The following is a 16,975-nucleotide window of genomic DNA, read 5'->3' as shown; positions in this document are numbered from 1 at the left end:
TTTAGCCTTTTAAATTTTGCGCTTTTTTCTATTTAAAGGGCTTTTATGAAAAAACTGATTTTTATATTTTTATCGCTTTTGGTTACGAGTGCGTGTGCGAGAAATGATGTGATGTATGCGAAATTTTTAGCTTATGTTCAAGATGAAAACCTTTTTTTGTTTAAAAAAGGTGATCGCAGATTTGTTTGCACGCCAAATCAAATTTATTTAATAAACGAGAAAGACTTAAATAGATGTAAAGCGAATAATCAAGAGATTAAAAATTTTATTAAAAATCAAAAAAAAATGATAGAAAATATTATTAAACCGGGCGCAAGATATTTCGTAACCATACGCAAGCAAACAGCTAAAAAATTATATTGCGATTTTAGTACAGATAAAAAAAATCTCAGTTTAGAACTTGTAAGACAAGGTGTTGCGAGCTTAAAAAATGATGATAGCGAGGCGCTAATAGAGGCTAGTGTGTATGCTATGGAAAACAAGCGCGGTTTGTTTGGAAAAAAATATGAAAAACTCACCAAATGTGCTCTTGGGATTAAAGATGAGCCAAAAAAAGTAAAAAATGAAGAAGAAAATAATGCTAGTCAAAATTTAACTATCATTAATGCAGAAGAAAAACCAAAAATAGAAATGTCAATCAATGAGTGAAATTTACGCCCTTACCGATGATGTTTTGACGCCAAATTCTAGCGTTTTTTCGCAGGTGCGTGAAATTTTAGATAGTGGCGTCAAACTCGTGCAGTATCGCTCCAAACTCCCGCGCCAAGACGAAACTCTCATCGCCTCGCTAATCTCGCTTTGCGAGGATTACGGCGCGAAGTTAATCATCAATGATAATGTCGCTTTGGCGAAAAAACTCCGCGCTCACGGCGTGCATATCGGCATAGATGACGCAGATCCCGCCACGGCGCGCGAATTTTTGGGCACAAAGGCAATCATTGGCGTGACATGTTATAGCGACATAAAAAGGGCTAAAATCGCCCAAAGTTGCGGTGCAAGTTACGCTGCGTTTGGGGCGATGTTTGCAAGTTCCACCAAAAAAGAGGCCCCGCTTTGTCCGCACGAAATCGTGCAAATGGCAAAGCGTGAGCTTGAAATCCCAGTTGCGATAATTGGCGGGATTAGCGGGGAAAATTTAGCCCAAATTTTGGAGTTAAACCCCGATTATATCGCGCTTGTGAGTGCGATTTACAGACCAAATAGCATTTCGCAAAACATAAAAAATTTACAAGGCATAATCAATGGATATAATTAGTGCGATAATTTTAGGCGTTGTCGAGGGGCTGACCGAGTTTTTGCCCGTAAGCTCGACCGGACACATGATTTTGGCGTCGCATTTTTTGGGCTTGGAGCAGACAGACGCGCTAAAATGCTTCGAGGTCGTGATACAGCTAGGCTCGATTTTAGCGGTAGTTTTTATGTTTTTTGAGAGGCTTAAACAAGATTTTTCGCTTTGGGTAAAGCTTATGGTCGGATTTTTCCCCACAGCAATCATCGGATTTTTGATGTATAAGACGATAAAATCGCTATTTTCGCCCGCCACGACCGCGTATATGCTTGTCATTTGGGGCGTGATTTTTATCGTGGTCGAGCTACTTCGCAAGAAAAATCCGCCTAAAAAGCAGGGCGAACATTTCAGTGAAATTTCATACAAACAAGCCTTTATAATCGGGCTTTCACAGTGTTTTGCTATGGTGCCGGGCACTTCTAGATCGGGAGCGACCATTATCGCCGGGCTTCTTTGTGGGCTTAGCCGAAATTTAGCTGCCAGATTTAGCTTTTTACTAGCGATTCCTACGATGTTTGCGGCGACTTTGTATGATACTTACAAAAACCTCGACACCTTCGCGCAAAATTCGCAAAATATTTGGATTTTTCTGCTTGGTGGAGTGGTTGCCTTCGTGGTCGCGCTAATTGCAATCAAGCTGTTTTTGAGCTTTGTTAGCAAATTTGACTTTATCCCGTTTGGAATTTATCGCATTATCGTAGGAATTTTGTTTTTGTTTGTGATTTTGTGATTTAAATTTCGCCAAATTTCGCTTCGCAAATTTTGGGATACTGCGCCGAGAATTTTGCTTAATCTGTCATAGCGAGCTGATTTATAAAATTTGCTTGATTTGTCATTGCGAGACGGCAACGCCGTCGAAGCAATCTACGAGTTTAAAATTCCAAAACCCAAATTCCGTGTCATTGCGAGAATTTTTGCGAAAGCAAAAATTCGTGGCAATCGCCAAATTTTAAATAATCAAAATCCAAATTTGCAAATTCTTGATTTAAACATTGGCGATTGCTTCGTTCGTTTCACTCACCCGCAATGACAGATTAGGCGTCATTGCGAGAAGTTGTGTATAGAATTGGAATTATAGAGATTGTTTTAAATCATCTATCAATTGATTTAAATTTGCAACTCGGTTGTTGCCGCCAAAAAACATTGTCTTTTTTATACTCATACCGATTTCAAACCATTTTGTTGCTTCATTAAGATCTCCGAGATAGTAATGACAATTCGCTAAACCATAACAAGAGTCGGAAATTTTTAGAGTATTTGTTCCAAGTTTGATTACTATTGTATAATAAAATATCGCGTTCTCGTAATCTCTAATAGCATGCAAACAAAAAGCTAAATTATAATAAAGATCAACAACCTTCTTCAAAATATCAATCGAATCGATTTTTAAAAATTTATCTTTGTATATTTCAAGTGATTTTAAATAATATTTAATTGCTTTTTCATAGTTATCAAAAGAAAGCGAATCAGTTTTTTTAATTTCATTTTTTGTTGTTTCTTTGATTGCTTTTTCATAGTTATCAAAAGCATGAGGAGCAATTTTTTTTATTTCATTTTTTATTTCATTTTCTCTTGTTTCATCTAATTTTGAATCTTCCATTATGGATTCTAGGAATTGATAGCTTTTTGCTTTTATTTGATATCCCATACCGATACTTGTAAAAATATCTTCTAATCTATAATCAATATTGCTATCTGCTACTTTTGTCAAAATATCTATAAAATGATCAGATTTATTATAATTTTCAACTTGTTCTAAAAGCCAGTCTATGGCTTTTTCTATGCCGTCAAAGTTTTCTTTGTGATAAAATGCTTCATTTACATAATTTTCTTGATCCTCATCTACATAAAAATCTTTATCGTGTTGCTTAGCACGCTCGTGTTGCTTAGCACGCTTTTGCATTGCTTTTTCAATTATATGTATCTGATAAGCCGTATCCAACGTTCTAGGATCGGGAGAGTCAGAGATACTAAGTTTGGCATTAAAATAGTCAAAAAGCAATTTATGAACTTCGCTTTTTAACTCAGTGTCGCACTGGTTTTTTAGGCACTCTTTCATAAGCCTTTGTATATAGTATCGTCCATCGTTTGGTGAAATAAACGAAAATTTGGCTAGTTCGTTTATCATCGTAGCGGGGTAGCCAGTGGAGAATTTATCTATGATTAATTTAAAAATTTCCTTGTCAAAGTAGTTTGCTACCGATAGTAACTCCAAAGTCGCTCTTTCGGTTTTATCAAGGTAACGCAAAAGTCTTTCCGTAACATCAATTTGCTTTAAATTTTCGAAATTTTCAGCCCCATTATTGCTCTCGTAAATTTCAACGCAAATATCTAGATAAAATGGCACTCCACAGCTACATTTTATGATATTATCTTGGATTTTTTCATCTGTTATACCACAATGACTTAAAAAATATCTACAATCATCACTGCTTAACTCTTTTAGCCTAAACTGTGTTAAAACTTCCTTCCAATCATTTTCTAAATCCCAGATTAGCTTTTCTCTACCGCCTATGACAAATAGCGTTTTATCATTTTGGGCGATAAAATTTCTAACCCACTCATCTTGTTTTAGTGTGTCGGCATCGTTTGGTTGTTTTTTGCATAAAAGCTCGTAAGTATCGAGAAATATAACGACCTTTTTGTCGGGATTTTTCTCTTTAAATTTATCTAAATCATAGGCAAAAAATCTAGGAAGTTCGGCTTCGATTTCGTAGTGTTCTTTATTTTCAAGCTTTTCTAATTCTGCTTTTAGTGTGGGGTTTATAATATCTGCGAATTTTTTATACAAATATCCCACAAGCTTGGTCGCTAGTCCAGCCACGCTACCTGCATTTTGGCTTAGAAACATAACTGCGCTTGAAATAATATCCCCCTCTTCTAAAAACGGCAAAGTCTCTTTTTTGAACTCAAAATTTGGATTTTGTTTTTTTAGATAAATCAAATGCGCCAAAGAAAAGGCACTAAATTTGACTTTAAAATTTATGCTAAATCTATCTGCTAGTTTTTTATACACTTCGCTTGGTGTGAAATTTTGGTCTTTTTCAAAATCATAATACGAATAAATTATTTCGTTTTTTAGCTTTTCATCTTGTTTTATCATATCCCAAAAATGCTCTTTTAAGCCCGTTTTACCGATACCACCGACACCATAAAAGGCTAAAACAGAATAATCTTTTTGGTTTAAATTTTCCAAAGCTTTTAAAAATGCCTCTTTTGGCTCTACTCTATCTGTGAAAATTCGCTCAGCTCTTGGTTTGGGGTTATCGCTTCCGATTTTATTTGGTTTTGGCGCCATACTAAATTCCTTATAATATTTAAATTTTAAACCCGAAATTATACAAAATCTAATTTAACGCTTGAAATTTATCGTGCGTGCGGTTCGGTGCAGTATTTCCGCCTTGCGGGGGCGATTAGCAACGATATTTTCCGCTTACGAAATTTATCTTTGTGCGGATTTTGACGATTTCTTTGAGCGCGTGGGCGAGGTAGGCGATATCGTCCTCGTCATTGACCCATGAGAAGCTTGCCCGCACCCAGCTTGGTTTGGTCTGATTTACGGGATCTGGCGCAAGCCCCGTCAGATCAAATCCATACGGTGCTGCGCAGTCGCACCCAGAGCGCGTTTGGATTTCGAATTTAGAGCTAAGCACGGAGGCTAGGGCATCAGAGGCTAAATTTTGCATATTAAACGCAAAAATCGGCACCCTTGGCGCGCTTAAATTTCCGTAAATTTTAATCTCTTTGATTTTTGAAATTTCATCGATAAATTTCGCATTTAGCGCGCTCTCTCGCTCTTTTATCGCCGTAAATCCCACCTTACGGCGCAAATCTAGCGCCAAATACGCCCTAATGAGTGCCGTAATCCCCGGCGTGCCTGGCTCTTCTAGTCTTTCTTTGTCGATGACGAAGCTTTGCGTGCTAAAATCAGCGTATTTTACCGCGCCACCGCCCGCAAATGTGGGCTCTGCGCTTTCTAAAAACTCTTTTTTCAGCGCCAAAATCCCGCACGCACCCACTCCGCCGATGAGTTTGTGTGCGCCAAAAAACAGCCCGTCGCAAAAGCCCAAATCCACATTATCGTGCGCCACAAGCGCGCTAGCGTCGATGAAAAGCTTCGCGCCGTGCATTTTCAGCGCCAAAAACACCCGCTTATAATCGACTAAAATCCCAGTGGCGTTCGAACACGCGCTAAATACACCATAAATTTCGCGCCCTTTGTTTGCGCCTAAAATTTCATTTAATTTGCCAAAATCCATAAGCCCGTCTGCACCCAGTGGCACGCGCACGAGCTCGCACAGAGCCTGACGCAGGCTGATTTCAACTGAGTGGTGCTCGTATGGAGAGATCACGATTAGTGGAAATTTCGCGCGCTCATTTGTGGCGAAATTTGTCAAATTTAGCCGTTTTTTGGTATTTGGCGGTAGGTAAATGCCTAAAATTTCCCATAGCTTCTTAATCGCGGCTGTCGCGCCAAATCCGCACGAGATGAGGTAGTATCTGCCAGCGCACCCTAGCATTTCTTTGATTTTAGCGCGCGCGTTTTCGTAGTATTCGCTCGTGGTGTGGGCGTTTTCGCCGCCGAGCGAGTGCGTGTTGGCATAAGTGCGCAAAACCCGCTCGATTTCGCGCTCGACGCTATTGCAGGCTAGCCCAGACGCGGCGAAATCGAAGTATTTGAGCCCCTCTTTTAGTATTAAATCATTTTTTATTTTTTCGATTTGCATTTTTTACTCCAAAATTTTGTAAATTATACCTAAACTTGCTAAAATTAGCCGTTTTAGGAGGGGTGAAATTCTAGGGTTAAAACAGACGGCTAGCAAATTTGGCCATTTAGAACTGGGTGAAATTTTGAAATTTCACTTCGTATTCGACGCTTTTGATATTTGCGCGAAATACGACGATGTATTTAGCGCGATAGAGGCTGAAATTTTGCCGAATTTTAGGGAGATTGGCGAGAGGTTTAGTTTCGGCGGCGAGTATGAAAAAGAGCTAAAACAAGCGTTGATGAAATTCGCCAAATCAGATCGCAAAAAAATCGGTGTCGCAAAGATACTGCCCCGCTTCACCGCGCAAAAAATCACGCAAATTTTGCTAGAAGCTGGGTTTTTAAATTTAGAAAAATCGCACGAAAAACGCCCTGTAAAACTGCATAAAAATGATAAATTACCACGAATTTTAAGACGCTATCAAATCACAGACAAAGTCCATTTTAACGATAATTTCTCGCGGTTTTGGTTCAGGTTTATCGAGCCAAATTTGCAAATTTTGGCGCAGGGCGAATACGAAAAAGTCATCGGCGAGATTAGGGAGGATTTCGATAATTACGCGAGTTTTGGCTATGAGATACTCTGCCGCGAACTGCTCGCAAACTACCTAAATATCGACATTTCGCAAATTTCGAGTTATTGGGATAAAAATAGCGAGATTGATATTTTCGCGAAATTTGAGGGGTTTTTAGTCGTGGGCGAGTGCAAATACAAAGAGCGCAAAATCTCAAAAAATGTCCTAAACGAACTGCTCGTAAAGTGCGAAAATTCCGCGCTTGCGCCTGATATGGTGGCGCTGTTTTCGAAATCTGGGTTCTCAGGCGAGCTAGAAAAAATCAAAAATGATAGAATTTTGCTTTTTGATATAGAGGATTTTAAAATTTTACTTTGATTAAATTTGGCTAAATTTAAAGCTAAATTTAGTATAATCGCAGTTTTATGCAACCAAACTAAGGAGAAAAAATGGCTTATTCAATGGGCGATTTGAAAAAAGGTCTTAAAATCGAAGTTGATGGAATTCCGTTTAAAATCGTAGAGTATCAACATGTAAAACCGGGCAAGGGTGCGGCTTTCGTGCGCGCAAAACTAAAATCCTTCATCGACGGTAAGGTTTTGGAAAAAACTTTCCACGCAGGCGATAAATGCGAGGAGCCAAATTTAGAGCAAAAAGATATGCAATACCTTTATGATGACGGCGAGTATTGCCAATTCATGGATACAGAGAGCTACGAGCAAGTGGCAATCGCTGACGAGGATGTGGGCGAGGCGAAAAAATGGATGCTCGATGGCATGATGGTTAGCATTATGTTTTACAACGGCAAAGCGATCGGTGTGGAAGTTCCGCAAGTAGTCGAGCTAAAAATCGTCGAAACTGCGCCAAATTTCCGTGGCGATACACAAGGAAGCAACAAAAAACCAGCGACCCTTGAAACTGGCGCGGTCGTGCAAATCCCATTTCATGTGCTTGAAGGCGAGATTATCCGCGTAGATACCGTGCGTGGCGAATATATCGAAAAAGCAAACAAATAATTCTTCCTTCCCTGATTAAATTTGGCGAATTTGCGAAAATTGTTAAATTTGCCGAATTTAGCGGGGAATTTTAAATTTAATCCTTAAAATTTATTGTTAAATTTTGTTAAATATTCTTGCGCTTTTAAACACTGCGCCGAATTTTGCTTTGGGTTTTGATTTTGCTTTGGGCTAATACTGCGCCGAAATTTGTGCGATATTTTTAAGCGCGTTTGCGTGGTTTGCGTGGTTTGCGTGGTTTGCGTGGTTTGCGTGGTTTGCGTGGTTTGCGTGGTTTGCGTGGTTTGCGTGGTTTGCGTTGTAATGTGTCGTGATTTGGCGCCAAAATTTGCGTGCGCGGGTTTAATATGAGTATCGCATGGCAAAAAATTTGGCGTTTGGCGAAATTTTGCGCTTTAACTAAAATTTAAGAAATTTTTTGTAAAATTACAGCTTATCCAATTTATTCAATCGGGCTCATAGCTCAGTTGGTTAGAGCATCCGGCTCATAACCGGATGGTCCCAGGTTCGAGTCCTGGTGAGCCCACCACCGCACAATTTCAGCCTTTTTTAAAAGCTTTTTTAAAACGATTATATAAAATTAAAAAATAAAATTCAAAGCCCCGAATTTGGGGCTTAGTGGTTATAAATTTATCGAAAATGTAAAATTCCCATGCAGGTTACAGCGAGAGATTGCTTTTAGGGTTTTGACATCTTTTAGATTTAGTCTTGCGCTCAAAAATCCCCTGCTTGCGACCGGTTCTAACGAGGCTTTGGCTACGAGTTTATCATCTGCGTAAAGCTCAATCGCATAAATCCAGTGATCGGCGTCGCTTGGGTGGATTATACCGCCTTGTCCGATTTTAAATTCGCCAAATTTATGGTGCAAAATTTAGAAAACAAACGAAATTTTAACCTTTCGTTATAAATTCAGCCCTAATTAAATTTGTTCTATGCAAATTTATTGTAAAATCGTAAGAACATTATATTTAAAAGGGGAAAAAATGTCGCAAAGTGACGCTAATGCGCCTAAAAAGCGCGGTATATTTGCATGGTATTTTGAGTCAAGCCTACTTTGGCGCATAATGATTGCGCTTGTTTTGGGTTCGGTTTTGGGTATAATTTTACCGCAAAATGCCACCGTTGGCGATACCACTTGGGTATCGATTTTAACGCCGTTTGGTGATCTTTTTGTGCGAATGCTCAAAATGATTATGGTGCCTGTAATCGTCTGCTCACTGATAATTGGCACAAGTTCGATTGATCCAGCTCACCTTGGTAAAGTTGGCGTCAAAACGATAATTTTCTACGCGATTACGACGCTGTTTGCGATCGCGATAGGTTTGGCGTGCGGATTGATTTTCAGCCCTGGTAGTGGGCTGGAGCTAGACGCTGCCAAAGCTGTGGAAAAGAGCGCAAACGCTCCTGCGATGAGCCAAATTCTACTAAATATTATCCCTACAAATCCGTTTGAAGCTATCGTTAAGGGCGAAATTTTGCCTATTATCGCGTTTTGTATTTTTGTAGGAATTGGCCTAGCGTATTGTAAAAGTAGCGACGATGAGCGCATTGCGCGCAGTGCAGATACTGTGTATGCGTTTTTTGATGGTATGAGCGAGATTATGTTTAAGGTTATCCGCTGGGTTATGCAATACGCACCAATCGGTGTTTTTGCGCTAATGTTCGTTGTGTTTAACAAAGCTGGAATTGGCGCGATTAGTTCGCTTTTGACCGTTACGATTGCGCTATATGTGGGACTTGCGGTGCAGGTGTTTGCGATATACTGCGTGGTTTGTATGCTAATTGGCATAAATCCTGCGAAATTCCTCAAAAAAGTCCGCGCGCCTATGCTTACAGCGTTTGTTACCAGAAGCTCGAACGGCACGCTTCCGATTACAATGAGAACGGCTGATGAGGAAATGGGAATTCCAAAATCAATCTACGGCTTTGTTTTGCCTGTGGGTGCGACTGTGAATATGAACGGAACGACCGTATATTTGGGCGTTTGCACGCTTTTTATCGCTAATGCGTGCGGTATCGATCTCACTGCTCAAAACTATTTTACGATTATTATCACTTCTATGCTAGCAGCTATCGGAACAGCCGGCGTACCTGGTGCTGGCGCGCTAATGCTACTTTTGATACTAGAATCAGTAGGTATCAGCGTAACTGGAACCGTGGCAGTGGCTTATGGTATGATACTAGGCATTGACGCGATACTAGATATGGGAAGAACATCTATGAATGTCACAGGTGATGTCGTGGCTTCGCTATATGTGGCTAAAACAGAGGGCAAACTAGATACCTCAAAATGGGAGAATTAAATGCGTAGAGTCGGAGTAATCGGCGGTATGGGACCGCTAGCAAGTGCTGATTTGTATCTAAAAACGATAGAATTAACGGGGGCTAGAAGCGATCAAGAAAATATTCCGCTTCTAATCGATAGTTATCCGCAAATCGAGGATAGGACGGCGTGCATTTTCGGCGAGGGCGAGGATCCTACGCCAAAGCTAATCGAAAGCGCAACTCGCCTTAAAAATGCAGGTTGCGAGGCGTTTGTCATGGTTTGCAATACAGCGCATTATTTCGCGCCAAGGGTTTTGGAGGCTGTGGATTTGCCACTAATCCATATCGCAAAAAACGCAGTTAGCACGATACAAACCCGCTATCCAAATGCCAAAAAAATCGCAGTTTTGGCTACTTCTGGCACGAAAAAGGCTAGGGTGTATGATGAGCACTTAGAGAATGCTGGATTAATCAGCGTAGAGCTTGGCGAGGAAAATCAAGCCAAGCTAATGGATTGCATTTACAAAGGTGTGAAAGCCGGCAAAACCGCAGAATATGTGGAGCTTTTTAAAAGCGTGTTAGATAGCATTGACGCGGATGTTTATATCGCTGGTTGCACGGAGATTCCGCTGTTTTTGCCACTTATTGAGACGGATAAGGTTTTCCTTGACGCTACGCTTGAACTTGCGCGTGCGATTGTGGAATTTGCCCGTTCGTAGCCAAATTTAATCAAATTTAATAAATTTAGCCCAAATTTTGGGCTAAATTTAAAATTTCAAAATTCTTAAAATTCGTAAATTTCAGAAATTTCACGCAGCTAAAATTTCGCCCACTTTCTCGCTAAAATCGTCGCCGACGATGTATTCGGTAGGATAGATCAAAACCTCGTTTTCAAACCTCACGCGCAAAATTAGCCGTTTGGAGTTTTTCAAATCCCTGTCGTTGAAGGCTAGGGAGTAGATTTTTTGAATTTTGTCGCGGTTTAGCTCGCTAGCACTTATTTCAAACTCGAAATCCACAGCCTTTTTGCGCTGTTCTTCGCGTTCTTTTTTGCTTTGTTGCAAGGCCACAAGTGCGGCGTTTTCGCCCTTTTCAAAGCCGTTATCGCCAAAATTTCGTCTCTCTTTGCGCGCAGAGCCGCCATAAGCCTTCGCTTCGCTAGGGGCGTAGTTTTCGACATTTCGCGCCTCATCGAGCGATAAAATTTCATCTAGGTAAATTTGATATTTTCCGCCGTAAGTTCCTGTGTTTTTCGCAAGCCTTACCCAAAATGCCAGCGGGCGTTCTAGGTCGCTATCGTTTAGGGCTAGCACGCTTTCGCACACATCGCCAAATGCCACGACTTCGAAGCTTCCTGATAAATCGAGTATGGTTAAATTCGCCATTTGCGAGCCAGATTTTGTGGTGCGAGAATTTACGCTTTCGATTTTGCCGATACACAAAAGCTTCATTGATGAGCCATCATTTTGCAAAATTTCATCAAATTCGCTCGATTTGCTGTGTGCGATAGGCGAAATTTCGCTTTCGAAAACTTTGAGCGGATTTCCCTCTAAAAATACGCCAGAGCGCGGTCTAAATCCAGCGTCTTTGGCGTTTTCTAGGCTTAGCATTGAAAGGAAGGAAACTTGATATGCTCCCTCGCCAGCGGCACTTTTGCTGATTTTTATCATAAAAGCGTATGGTTTTTCAAGCTCAGCAGGGCTTAAATTTTCGATAGTTTTTAGCGTGTTGTCAAATACGGCTAGTTCATACGAGCCGTGCAAATCCAAAATGGTCAAAATTCCCATTTTTTTGCCGGTTTTTGTGATACGAGTAGTGATATCCTCGATCCGCCCAACGCTTAAAATTTCGGCATTATCGCCCGTGATCTCGCCAAATTGCGATGAGAGCAGGTAATCTATACCGCTCATTTGCTCTTTATAATCATCGAGCGGGTGGCCAGAGAGATACACGCCTACGGTTTGTTGCTCGAATTTTAAAATTTCACTTTGCGCAAATTCTTCTGCGTTTTCCACGAAGCTTACTTTTATCCCCTCGGTCATCTCCTCATCTTCGCCAAATAGCGAGCTTTGAGCGTCTTTTTTGATTTCTGTGATTTTTTTCATCACATCTAGGATATTTTCCATGTTTTGGATAATCGCAAGCCTAGTTTTACCCAAACAATCCATCGCGCCGCCGTAGGTTAGGGACTCGATAACCTTTTTATTGACCTTGAAATTATCTACTCTGGTGGCAAAATCATCGATATTTTCAAAAAGCCTTTCGTTTTGAAGCTCCAAGATATTTTCAATCGCAGCAGATCCTACGCCCTTAATCGCGCCAAGTCCGTAGATGATAGACTGGCCCGATTCGCTTGTCTCATCGTCGATTACGCTAAATCCGCGCAAACTTTGGTTGATTGAGGGCTGTTTAAGGCCGATTCCTAGGCGCTTGGCTTCGTCTATGTATTTGGCGACTTTATCTGTGTTTCCCTCCTCAGATGTGAGCAAACCAGCCATAAATTCAGCAGGATAGTAGGTTTTGAGATAGGCTGTTTGAAATGTAATCATCGAATAAGCCGCCGCGTGGGATTTGTTAAATCCATAAGAGGCAAATTTCATAATCATATCAAATAGCTCGTTTGCCTTAGCGACATCAAAGCCGTTTGTCTTAGCCCCCTCTAAATACTGCTCTCTCATGTGAGCTAGCTTTTTTTCGTCCTTTTTACCCATTGCTCTACGCACCAAATCAGCTTCGCCAAGCGAAAATCCACCGATAGTTTGCACTAGCTGCATGACCTGCTCTTGATAGACAATGATTCCATAAGTCGGCTCTAAAATTTCCTTGATTTGCGGGAACATATACGAGGCTTCCTCGCGTCCGTGTTTGATATCGATAAAGCGCGGGATTAGATCCATTGGACCTGGGCGATATAGCGAAATCATCGCGATGATATCCTCAAATCTATCTGGCTTTAAATTTACGGCTAAATCCTGCATGCCAGCGCCCTCGATTTGGAAAATTCCAAGCGTGTTGCCTGATTGGATTGTTTTATAAGTCGCAGGGTCGTTGAAATCTATTTTTTCCCAGATTATGTCTTTATCATATCGCCTTTTTATGAGTTTTAGCGCGCTGTCGATGACATCGAGAGTTTTAAGCCCCAAAAAGTCAAATTTGATGAGATCCACATCTTCTAGGTAGTTTTTCATATACTGCGTGACGATACGCGCGTCATCGCCTTTATCTTGCTTGAAAAGCGGGGCCTTGTGCCATAACTCTTCGTTTGAGATAACCACGCCTGCTGCGTGCATGCCAGCGTTGCGGTTTAAGCCCTCTAATTGAAGCGCGAACTCCCATACTTGCGCGGCTGTGGGATCGCTTTGCAAAAGCTCGGCGATTTTTGGCTCTTGCTCGTAAGCACCCGGTTTGTATTTATCGCTAGCGGGATCGCCGACGCCAGTTAGAGTTACGCCGGGGCCTTCTGGGATTAGTTTTGCCATTTTATCAGCTTGCGAAAGTGGCATATCGCACACCCTAGCGACATCACGGATTACGCCACGAGCTAGCAATTTACCAAAGGTCGCTACTTGGGCGACATTGTATTTGCCATACTGCTTTATGACATAATCAATTACTTCGCCGCGCCTTGCTTGACAAAAATCCACATCAATATCTGGCATAGAGATACGAGCAGGGTTTAAGAATCGCTCGAAAAGCAGGTTATAGGGTATAGGATCTAGGTCGGTGATACGAAGCGCATACGCACAAATCGAGCCAGCCGCAGAGCCTCTGCCAGGCCCTACTGGGATATCGTGGTCTTTGGCCCAGTTGATGAAGTCTTGCACGATAATCATATAGCCTGAGAAATGCATACTTTTTATGATTTCAAGCTCTTTGTTTAATCTTTCTTCGTAAATTTGGTGTTTTGCCTCATCAATAAATTTTAATCTCTCTTTCAAACCCTCACGGCATAGATAATCAAACAAAAAATCATCATTGGCAAAGCTATATCTAGCCTCTGGCTCAGGCAGGCTTAGGCCGTGCTTGCTAGCGTATTCGAGGGTAAATTTGAAATTTGGCGGTGTGGGCGCGTAGCCCTTTTCCTCGAAAGCAAAGTGCAAATCGCATTTTTCGACTATTTCAGCAGTATTTGTGATGACCTCTGGCATATCAGCAAAGAGCCTTTGCATTTCCTCATCTGATTTGACATAAAATTCGCTTACGACATGTTTTAGGCGATCTCCGTCGTTTATGGTTTTGCCCATGGCTATGCACTGATACACATCGTGGGCTGTGGCGCGCTCTTTGTAGGCGTAGTGGGCGTCGTTGGTGGCGATGAGTTTGATATCAAGCTCGCGCGCTATGCGGATTAGATCTTTTTCGACATTTAGTTGCTCGCCGATACCGTGTCGCATGATTTCTAGGTAAAAATCATCGCCAAAAATTTCTTTGTATTCTGCGGCGGCCTTTTTGGCGGCTTCGTATCCGCCTGCGCCTCGTTTTAGGTTTCGTTCGCTTAAATTTAGGTGAAACTCAACCTCGCCCGCAAGGCAAGCAGATGAGCAAACAAGCCCCTCGCTATGCTCGCGAAGTAATTTTTTGTTTATGCGTGGGTAGTAGTAAAATCCGTTTAAAAAGGCTTGCGAGCTAAGATACATTAGGTTTTTGTAACCGATTTCGTTTTTGGCTAGCAAAATTAGGTGGAAGCGATTTTTGTCGCTTTTATCGCCGATATCATCGTGGTTGTGGATATAGGCTTCGATACCGATTATCGGCTTTATGCCGTTTTTGCGCATGGTTTGGTAAAAATCGATCGCCCCAAACATATTGCCGTGATCTGTGATTGCGCAGGCTTTGGCGCCGCGCTCGGCTAGGATTTTGGCTAGTTCGCTGACTTTGTTGGCCCCGTCAAGCAATGAGTATTCTGTATGCAGGTGTAAATGTGTGAATTCGCTCATAAAATGTCCTTTGATTTTGCGCTCATTTTAGCAAAAAGGGGTTAAATTTTGGCTTTTTGAAATTTGGAGAATTTGCTTTGTGTTATCGCTGTGTTTTGGCAGACACTGCGCCGAATTTGTTATGCAAGCAAGCAATTGATTTGCCTTTAATTTGTCATTGCGAGAATTTTGCGTTAGCAAAATTCGTGGCAATCTACGAGCTAAAATCACCAAAACATTTACAAGCGTGTCATTGCGAGCAAAAGCAAAGCGTCTTGACGCTTTGCCGAAGCAATCCAGAAAATTTAAATTCAAATTTCAACCTAAATTTAGCATTGAATTATTTTCTAAATTTTAGACTAAATTTTCTTTTCTCGTAAGGGGGAAGGGGGGCTTGAATTGCGAGGTCGCGCCCCTTCCCCCTTACAATCCCCCAACCCCCGACGACGCTTTTAAGGTGGCTAAATTTAGAGCTTCGCTCTAAATTTAGCTAGTTTTATTTTACGGAAATGCTTTGCATTTCCTTGCAATGACAGATTGATGATTAGGGAATTTTACTGGATTGCCACGGCGACTGCGTCGCCTCGCAATGACAAATTAAACAAATTTTACTCGCTATTGTCATTGCGAGGCGATTTATCGCCGAAGCAAAACAAGCGTAGCGGTGGCGTGCGAAGCACGACAGGTTTGGACGAGCCGTAGGCGAAGTCAATCAACGAGCATAAAATTTAAAGCGTGTAAATTTGCTGTCATTGCGGGCTTTCGCAGAAAGCGAAGCAATCCAGGGGAATTCAGATAAATTCCAATTCAATTTTCTAACACTCTCTAAATTTTACTGGATTGCTTCGTCGCTTTGCTCCTCGCAATGACACGGAATTCGCATGCTCTAAATTTAAAGTCGTAGATTGCCATGAATTTTGCTAACGCAAAATTCTCGCAATGACAGATTTAGGATTAGGGAATTTTACTGGATTGCCACGGCGACTGCGTCGCCTCGCAATGACAGATTAAACAGCAATTGCGAGCGAGTGAAATTAGTTAAAAAGTAGCTCGGATTTTAGTGTGCTAAAAGCTTGCTCGCCTTTTAGTTCTCGCACGATTGCGAGTGCGAACTCCATTGCAGTGGCTGGACCACGAGAGGTAATGATATTTTTATCTATTATGACATTTGCGCTAGCGGTGTAGCCAGTGTGCGCGACCGTGCCCTCGAAGCCAGGGTAGCAGGTGTAGCTATCTTTTAGCACGCTGGCTGTGCCCAGAGCCCAAGGTGCAGCGCAAATTGCGCCGATTTTTTTGCCGGCTTTGTCAAATTTGCGTAAAATTTCGCCTAGTTTTTCGCTTTTTGCCAAATGCTCGGCACCCGGCAATCCACCGGGCAAAACTATCATTTCGTATTCGTTAATGTCTAAATTTACGAGCAAATCATCGGCGATGATTTCCACGCCGTGAGAGCCTGTAACGCATTTTTTCTCTAAACCGAGAAATTTAGCGTCGATTTCGGCGCGTCTTAGCAAATCAACCACGCTTATTGCTTCGATTTCCTCGAAGCCATTAGCTAAAATAACGGCTACTTTCATTTTTTTCCTTTATTTTAGATATGAGCCTTGTTCGCTCGGAGTGGTTGAAATATCGGTATTACCGCCACGCGCAGAGCTTGAACCGCCAGGCAAAAATGAAGTGTCGCCCTTCAAAAATGCGATGATATAGCCTATCTCTGTCGAGGTTGTAGATAGTGCGATAGGGTTCATTAAAAACGCTTTTTTGCCACCATATTCATAATCTGAGCCGTAGTTGCTAATCGCCATAGCAATCTCGCCTGCGGATAGATTTTTGATTTTTTTAGAGACGCCGTGAGCGCGCTTTTCGCCGTTTGAGCCGTGGCATGAGGCGCATTTAGCAGCGAAAAGCTTAGCTCCCTCTTCTTTGGCAGCGGCAGGGTTATGCTTAATAGTATTTAGCACGCGACCTTTTGAGCCGTCGTTTTTATAGACATTGACTGTGATATTTTCGTCTTTGGAATGCTTTTCGATGAGAGATTTTAGTTCTTTTGCAAACTCACCTTTTGCCTCAAATACATAGCTTTCTTCTTGTTCATTAGCTCCAAAAAGCGTAGCCATACAAAAACATGCTAAAAACGAAAGTTTTAAAATTTTCATTTGATACCTTGTCGATAGAATTTAAAAAGGGCGAGGTTTTGCCCTCGCCCT

General features: G+C 41.5%; 17 protein-coding genes and 1 tRNA gene. 10 read left to right on the top strand and 8 right to left on the bottom strand.

Annotation, left to right across the window (positions count from 1 at the left end):
- Window positions 1-45 precede the first annotated feature (45 nt).
- From OFN98_RS07030 to OFN98_RS07015, 4 genes are all read left to right on the top strand, one after another.
- Window positions 46-648, top strand: coding sequence for a hypothetical protein (locus OFN98_RS07030; RefSeq protein ID WP_270862777.1), 603 nt, complete (start codon window positions 46-48; stop codon window positions 646-648).
- Window positions 641-1,255: a thiamine phosphate synthase gene (gene thiE / locus OFN98_RS07025; protein WP_270874984.1), complete on the top strand. Its 615-nt coding sequence runs from the start codon at window positions 641-643 to the stop codon at window positions 1,253-1,255. Before OFN98_RS07030 ends, thiE begins: the two co-directional genes overlap by 8 nt.
- Window positions 1,242-2,018, top strand: a complete 777-nt coding sequence (locus OFN98_RS07020) for an undecaprenyl-diphosphate phosphatase (protein ID WP_270874985.1) — start codon at window positions 1,242-1,244, stop codon at window positions 2,016-2,018. The genes thiE and OFN98_RS07020 overlap by 14 nt, the downstream gene beginning before the upstream one ends.
- A gap of 90 nt (window positions 2,019-2,108) precedes the next feature.
- Window positions 2,109-2,318: a hypothetical protein gene (locus tag OFN98_RS07015; RefSeq protein ID WP_270874986.1), complete on the top strand. Its 210-nt coding sequence runs from the start codon at window positions 2,109-2,111 to the stop codon at window positions 2,316-2,318.
- Between the two features lie 42 nt (window positions 2,319-2,360).
- Here OFN98_RS07015 and OFN98_RS07010 read toward each other — a convergent pair whose 3' ends face one another.
- On the bottom strand, window positions 2,361-4,586 hold the full coding sequence (locus tag OFN98_RS07010) for a tetratricopeptide repeat protein (protein WP_270874987.1): 2,226 nt from the start codon (window positions 4,584-4,586) through the stop codon (window positions 2,361-2,363).
- Between the two features lie 115 nt (window positions 4,587-4,701).
- On the bottom strand, window positions 4,702-6,015 hold the full coding sequence (locus OFN98_RS07005) for an aminotransferase class V-fold PLP-dependent enzyme (protein WP_270874988.1): 1,314 nt from the start codon (window positions 6,013-6,015) through the stop codon (window positions 4,702-4,704).
- Between the two features lie 124 nt (window positions 6,016-6,139).
- On the opposite strand from OFN98_RS07005, the gene OFN98_RS07000 reads away from it, so the two are divergent.
- Together OFN98_RS07000 and efp are read left to right on the top strand one after the other, a co-directional pair.
- Window positions 6,140-6,949 carry a DUF234 domain-containing protein gene (locus OFN98_RS07000; protein WP_270874989.1) on the top strand — a complete coding sequence of 270 codons (810 nt, stop codon included), beginning with the start codon at window positions 6,140-6,142 and terminating at the stop codon, window positions 6,947-6,949.
- 71 nt (window positions 6,950-7,020) lie between these two features.
- Window positions 7,021-7,587 (top strand): elongation factor P, encoded by a 567-nt coding sequence (gene efp, locus OFN98_RS06995; RefSeq protein WP_270874990.1) that lies wholly within the window; start codon window positions 7,021-7,023, stop codon window positions 7,585-7,587.
- Window positions 7,588-7,670: 83 nt separating this feature from the next.
- Here efp and OFN98_RS06990 read toward each other — a convergent pair whose 3' ends face one another.
- On the bottom strand, window positions 7,671-7,952 hold the full coding sequence (locus tag OFN98_RS06990; RefSeq protein ID WP_270876648.1) for a hypothetical protein: 282 nt from the start codon (window positions 7,950-7,952) through the stop codon (window positions 7,671-7,673).
- An 87-nt stretch (window positions 7,953-8,039) separates the two neighbouring features.
- Between OFN98_RS06990 and OFN98_RS06985 the strand changes: the two genes are divergently transcribed.
- Window positions 8,040-8,116 (top strand) — tRNA-Ile (locus OFN98_RS06985).
- A 93-nt stretch (window positions 8,117-8,209) separates the two neighbouring features.
- On the opposite strand, the gene OFN98_RS06980 is transcribed toward OFN98_RS06985, so the two are convergent.
- The gene (locus OFN98_RS06980) at window positions 8,210-8,455 is read right to left on the bottom strand and encodes a desulfoferrodoxin family protein (RefSeq protein ID WP_270874992.1); all 246 of its coding nucleotides are present in this window, start codon (window positions 8,453-8,455) and stop codon (window positions 8,210-8,212) included.
- Window positions 8,456-8,570: 115 nt separating this feature from the next.
- Here OFN98_RS06980 and OFN98_RS06975 point away from each other — a divergent pair, with 115 nt between their 5' ends.
- A complete protein-coding gene (locus OFN98_RS06975) occupies window positions 8,571-9,890 on the top strand; it encodes a dicarboxylate/amino acid:cation symporter (RefSeq protein ID WP_270862762.1) in 1,320 nt (439 codons plus the stop codon).
- On the top strand, window positions 9,891-10,571 hold the full coding sequence (locus OFN98_RS06970) for an aspartate/glutamate racemase family protein (RefSeq protein WP_270859755.1): 681 nt from the start codon (window positions 9,891-9,893) through the stop codon (window positions 10,569-10,571). It abuts the gene before it with no gap.
- Between the two features lie 90 nt (window positions 10,572-10,661).
- Here OFN98_RS06970 and dnaE read toward each other — a convergent pair whose 3' ends face one another.
- Window positions 10,662-14,789, bottom strand: a complete 4,128-nt coding sequence (dnaE, locus tag OFN98_RS06965) for a DNA polymerase III subunit alpha (RefSeq protein WP_270876647.1) — start codon at window positions 14,787-14,789, stop codon at window positions 10,662-10,664.
- Window positions 14,790-14,816: 27 nt separating this feature from the next.
- Window positions 14,817-15,083, bottom strand: coding sequence for a hypothetical protein (locus OFN98_RS06960; protein WP_270874994.1), 267 nt, complete (start codon window positions 15,081-15,083; stop codon window positions 14,817-14,819).
- A 225-nt stretch (window positions 15,084-15,308) separates the two neighbouring features.
- On the opposite strand from OFN98_RS06960, the gene OFN98_RS06955 reads away from it, so the two are divergent.
- The gene (locus tag OFN98_RS06955) at window positions 15,309-15,470 is read left to right on the top strand and encodes a hypothetical protein (protein ID WP_270874995.1); all 162 of its coding nucleotides are present in this window, start codon (window positions 15,309-15,311) and stop codon (window positions 15,468-15,470) included.
- 332 nt (window positions 15,471-15,802) lie between these two features.
- Here OFN98_RS06955 and OFN98_RS06950 read toward each other — a convergent pair whose 3' ends face one another.
- Both OFN98_RS06950 and OFN98_RS06945 read right to left on the bottom strand, forming a co-directional pair.
- Entirely contained in the window at window positions 15,803-16,345 is a 543-nt protein-coding gene (locus tag OFN98_RS06950; protein WP_270874996.1) for a DJ-1 family glyoxalase III, read from the bottom strand.
- Between the two features lie 9 nt (window positions 16,346-16,354).
- Window positions 16,355-16,924, bottom strand: a complete 570-nt coding sequence (locus tag OFN98_RS06945; protein WP_270874997.1) for a c-type cytochrome — start codon at window positions 16,922-16,924, stop codon at window positions 16,355-16,357.
- Window positions 16,925-16,975 lie beyond the last annotated feature (51 nt).

This window comes from Campylobacter sp. JMF_15 NE4, assembly GCF_027737645.1.
Lineage (GTDB): Bacteria > Campylobacterota > Campylobacteria > Campylobacterales > Campylobacteraceae > Campylobacter_B.
This window is presented reverse-complemented; position numbering and strand designations above follow the sequence as displayed.

Bases quoted from the DNA above. Each gene is read 5' to 3' on its own strand.
- OFN98_RS07030 (WP_270862777.1), top strand. From the start codon at position 46: ATGAAAAAACTGATTTTTATATTTTTATCGCTTTTGGTTACGAGTGCG.
- thiE (WP_270874984.1), top strand. From the start codon at position 641: ATGAGTGAAATTTACGCCCTTACCGATGATGTTTTGACGCCAAATTCT.
- OFN98_RS07020 (WP_270874985.1), top strand. From the start codon at position 1,242: ATGGATATAATTAGTGCGATAATTTTAGGCGTTGTCGAGGGGCTGACC.
- OFN98_RS07010 (WP_270874987.1), bottom strand. From the start codon at position 4,586: ATGGCGCCAAAACCAAATAAAATCGGAAGCGATAACCCCAAACCAAGA.
- OFN98_RS07005 (WP_270874988.1), bottom strand. From the start codon at position 6,015: ATGCAAATCGAAAAAATAAAAAATGATTTAATACTAAAAGAGGGGCTC.
- efp (WP_270874990.1), top strand. From the start codon at position 7,021: ATGGCTTATTCAATGGGCGATTTGAAAAAAGGTCTTAAAATCGAAGTT.
- OFN98_RS06975 (WP_270862762.1), top strand. From the start codon at position 8,571: ATGTCGCAAAGTGACGCTAATGCGCCTAAAAAGCGCGGTATATTTGCA.
- OFN98_RS06970 (WP_270859755.1), top strand. From the start codon at position 9,891: ATGCGTAGAGTCGGAGTAATCGGCGGTATGGGACCGCTAGCAAGTGCT.
- dnaE (WP_270876647.1), bottom strand. From the start codon at position 14,789: ATGAGCGAATTCACACATTTACACCTGCATACAGAATACTCATTGCTT.
- OFN98_RS06955 (WP_270874995.1), top strand. From the start codon at position 15,309: ATGATTAGGGAATTTTACTGGATTGCCACGGCGACTGCGTCGCCTCGC.
- OFN98_RS06950 (WP_270874996.1), bottom strand. From the start codon at position 16,345: ATGAAAGTAGCCGTTATTTTAGCTAATGGCTTCGAGGAAATCGAAGCA.
- OFN98_RS06945 (WP_270874997.1), bottom strand. From the start codon at position 16,924: ATGAAAATTTTAAAACTTTCGTTTTTAGCATGTTTTTGTATGGCTACG.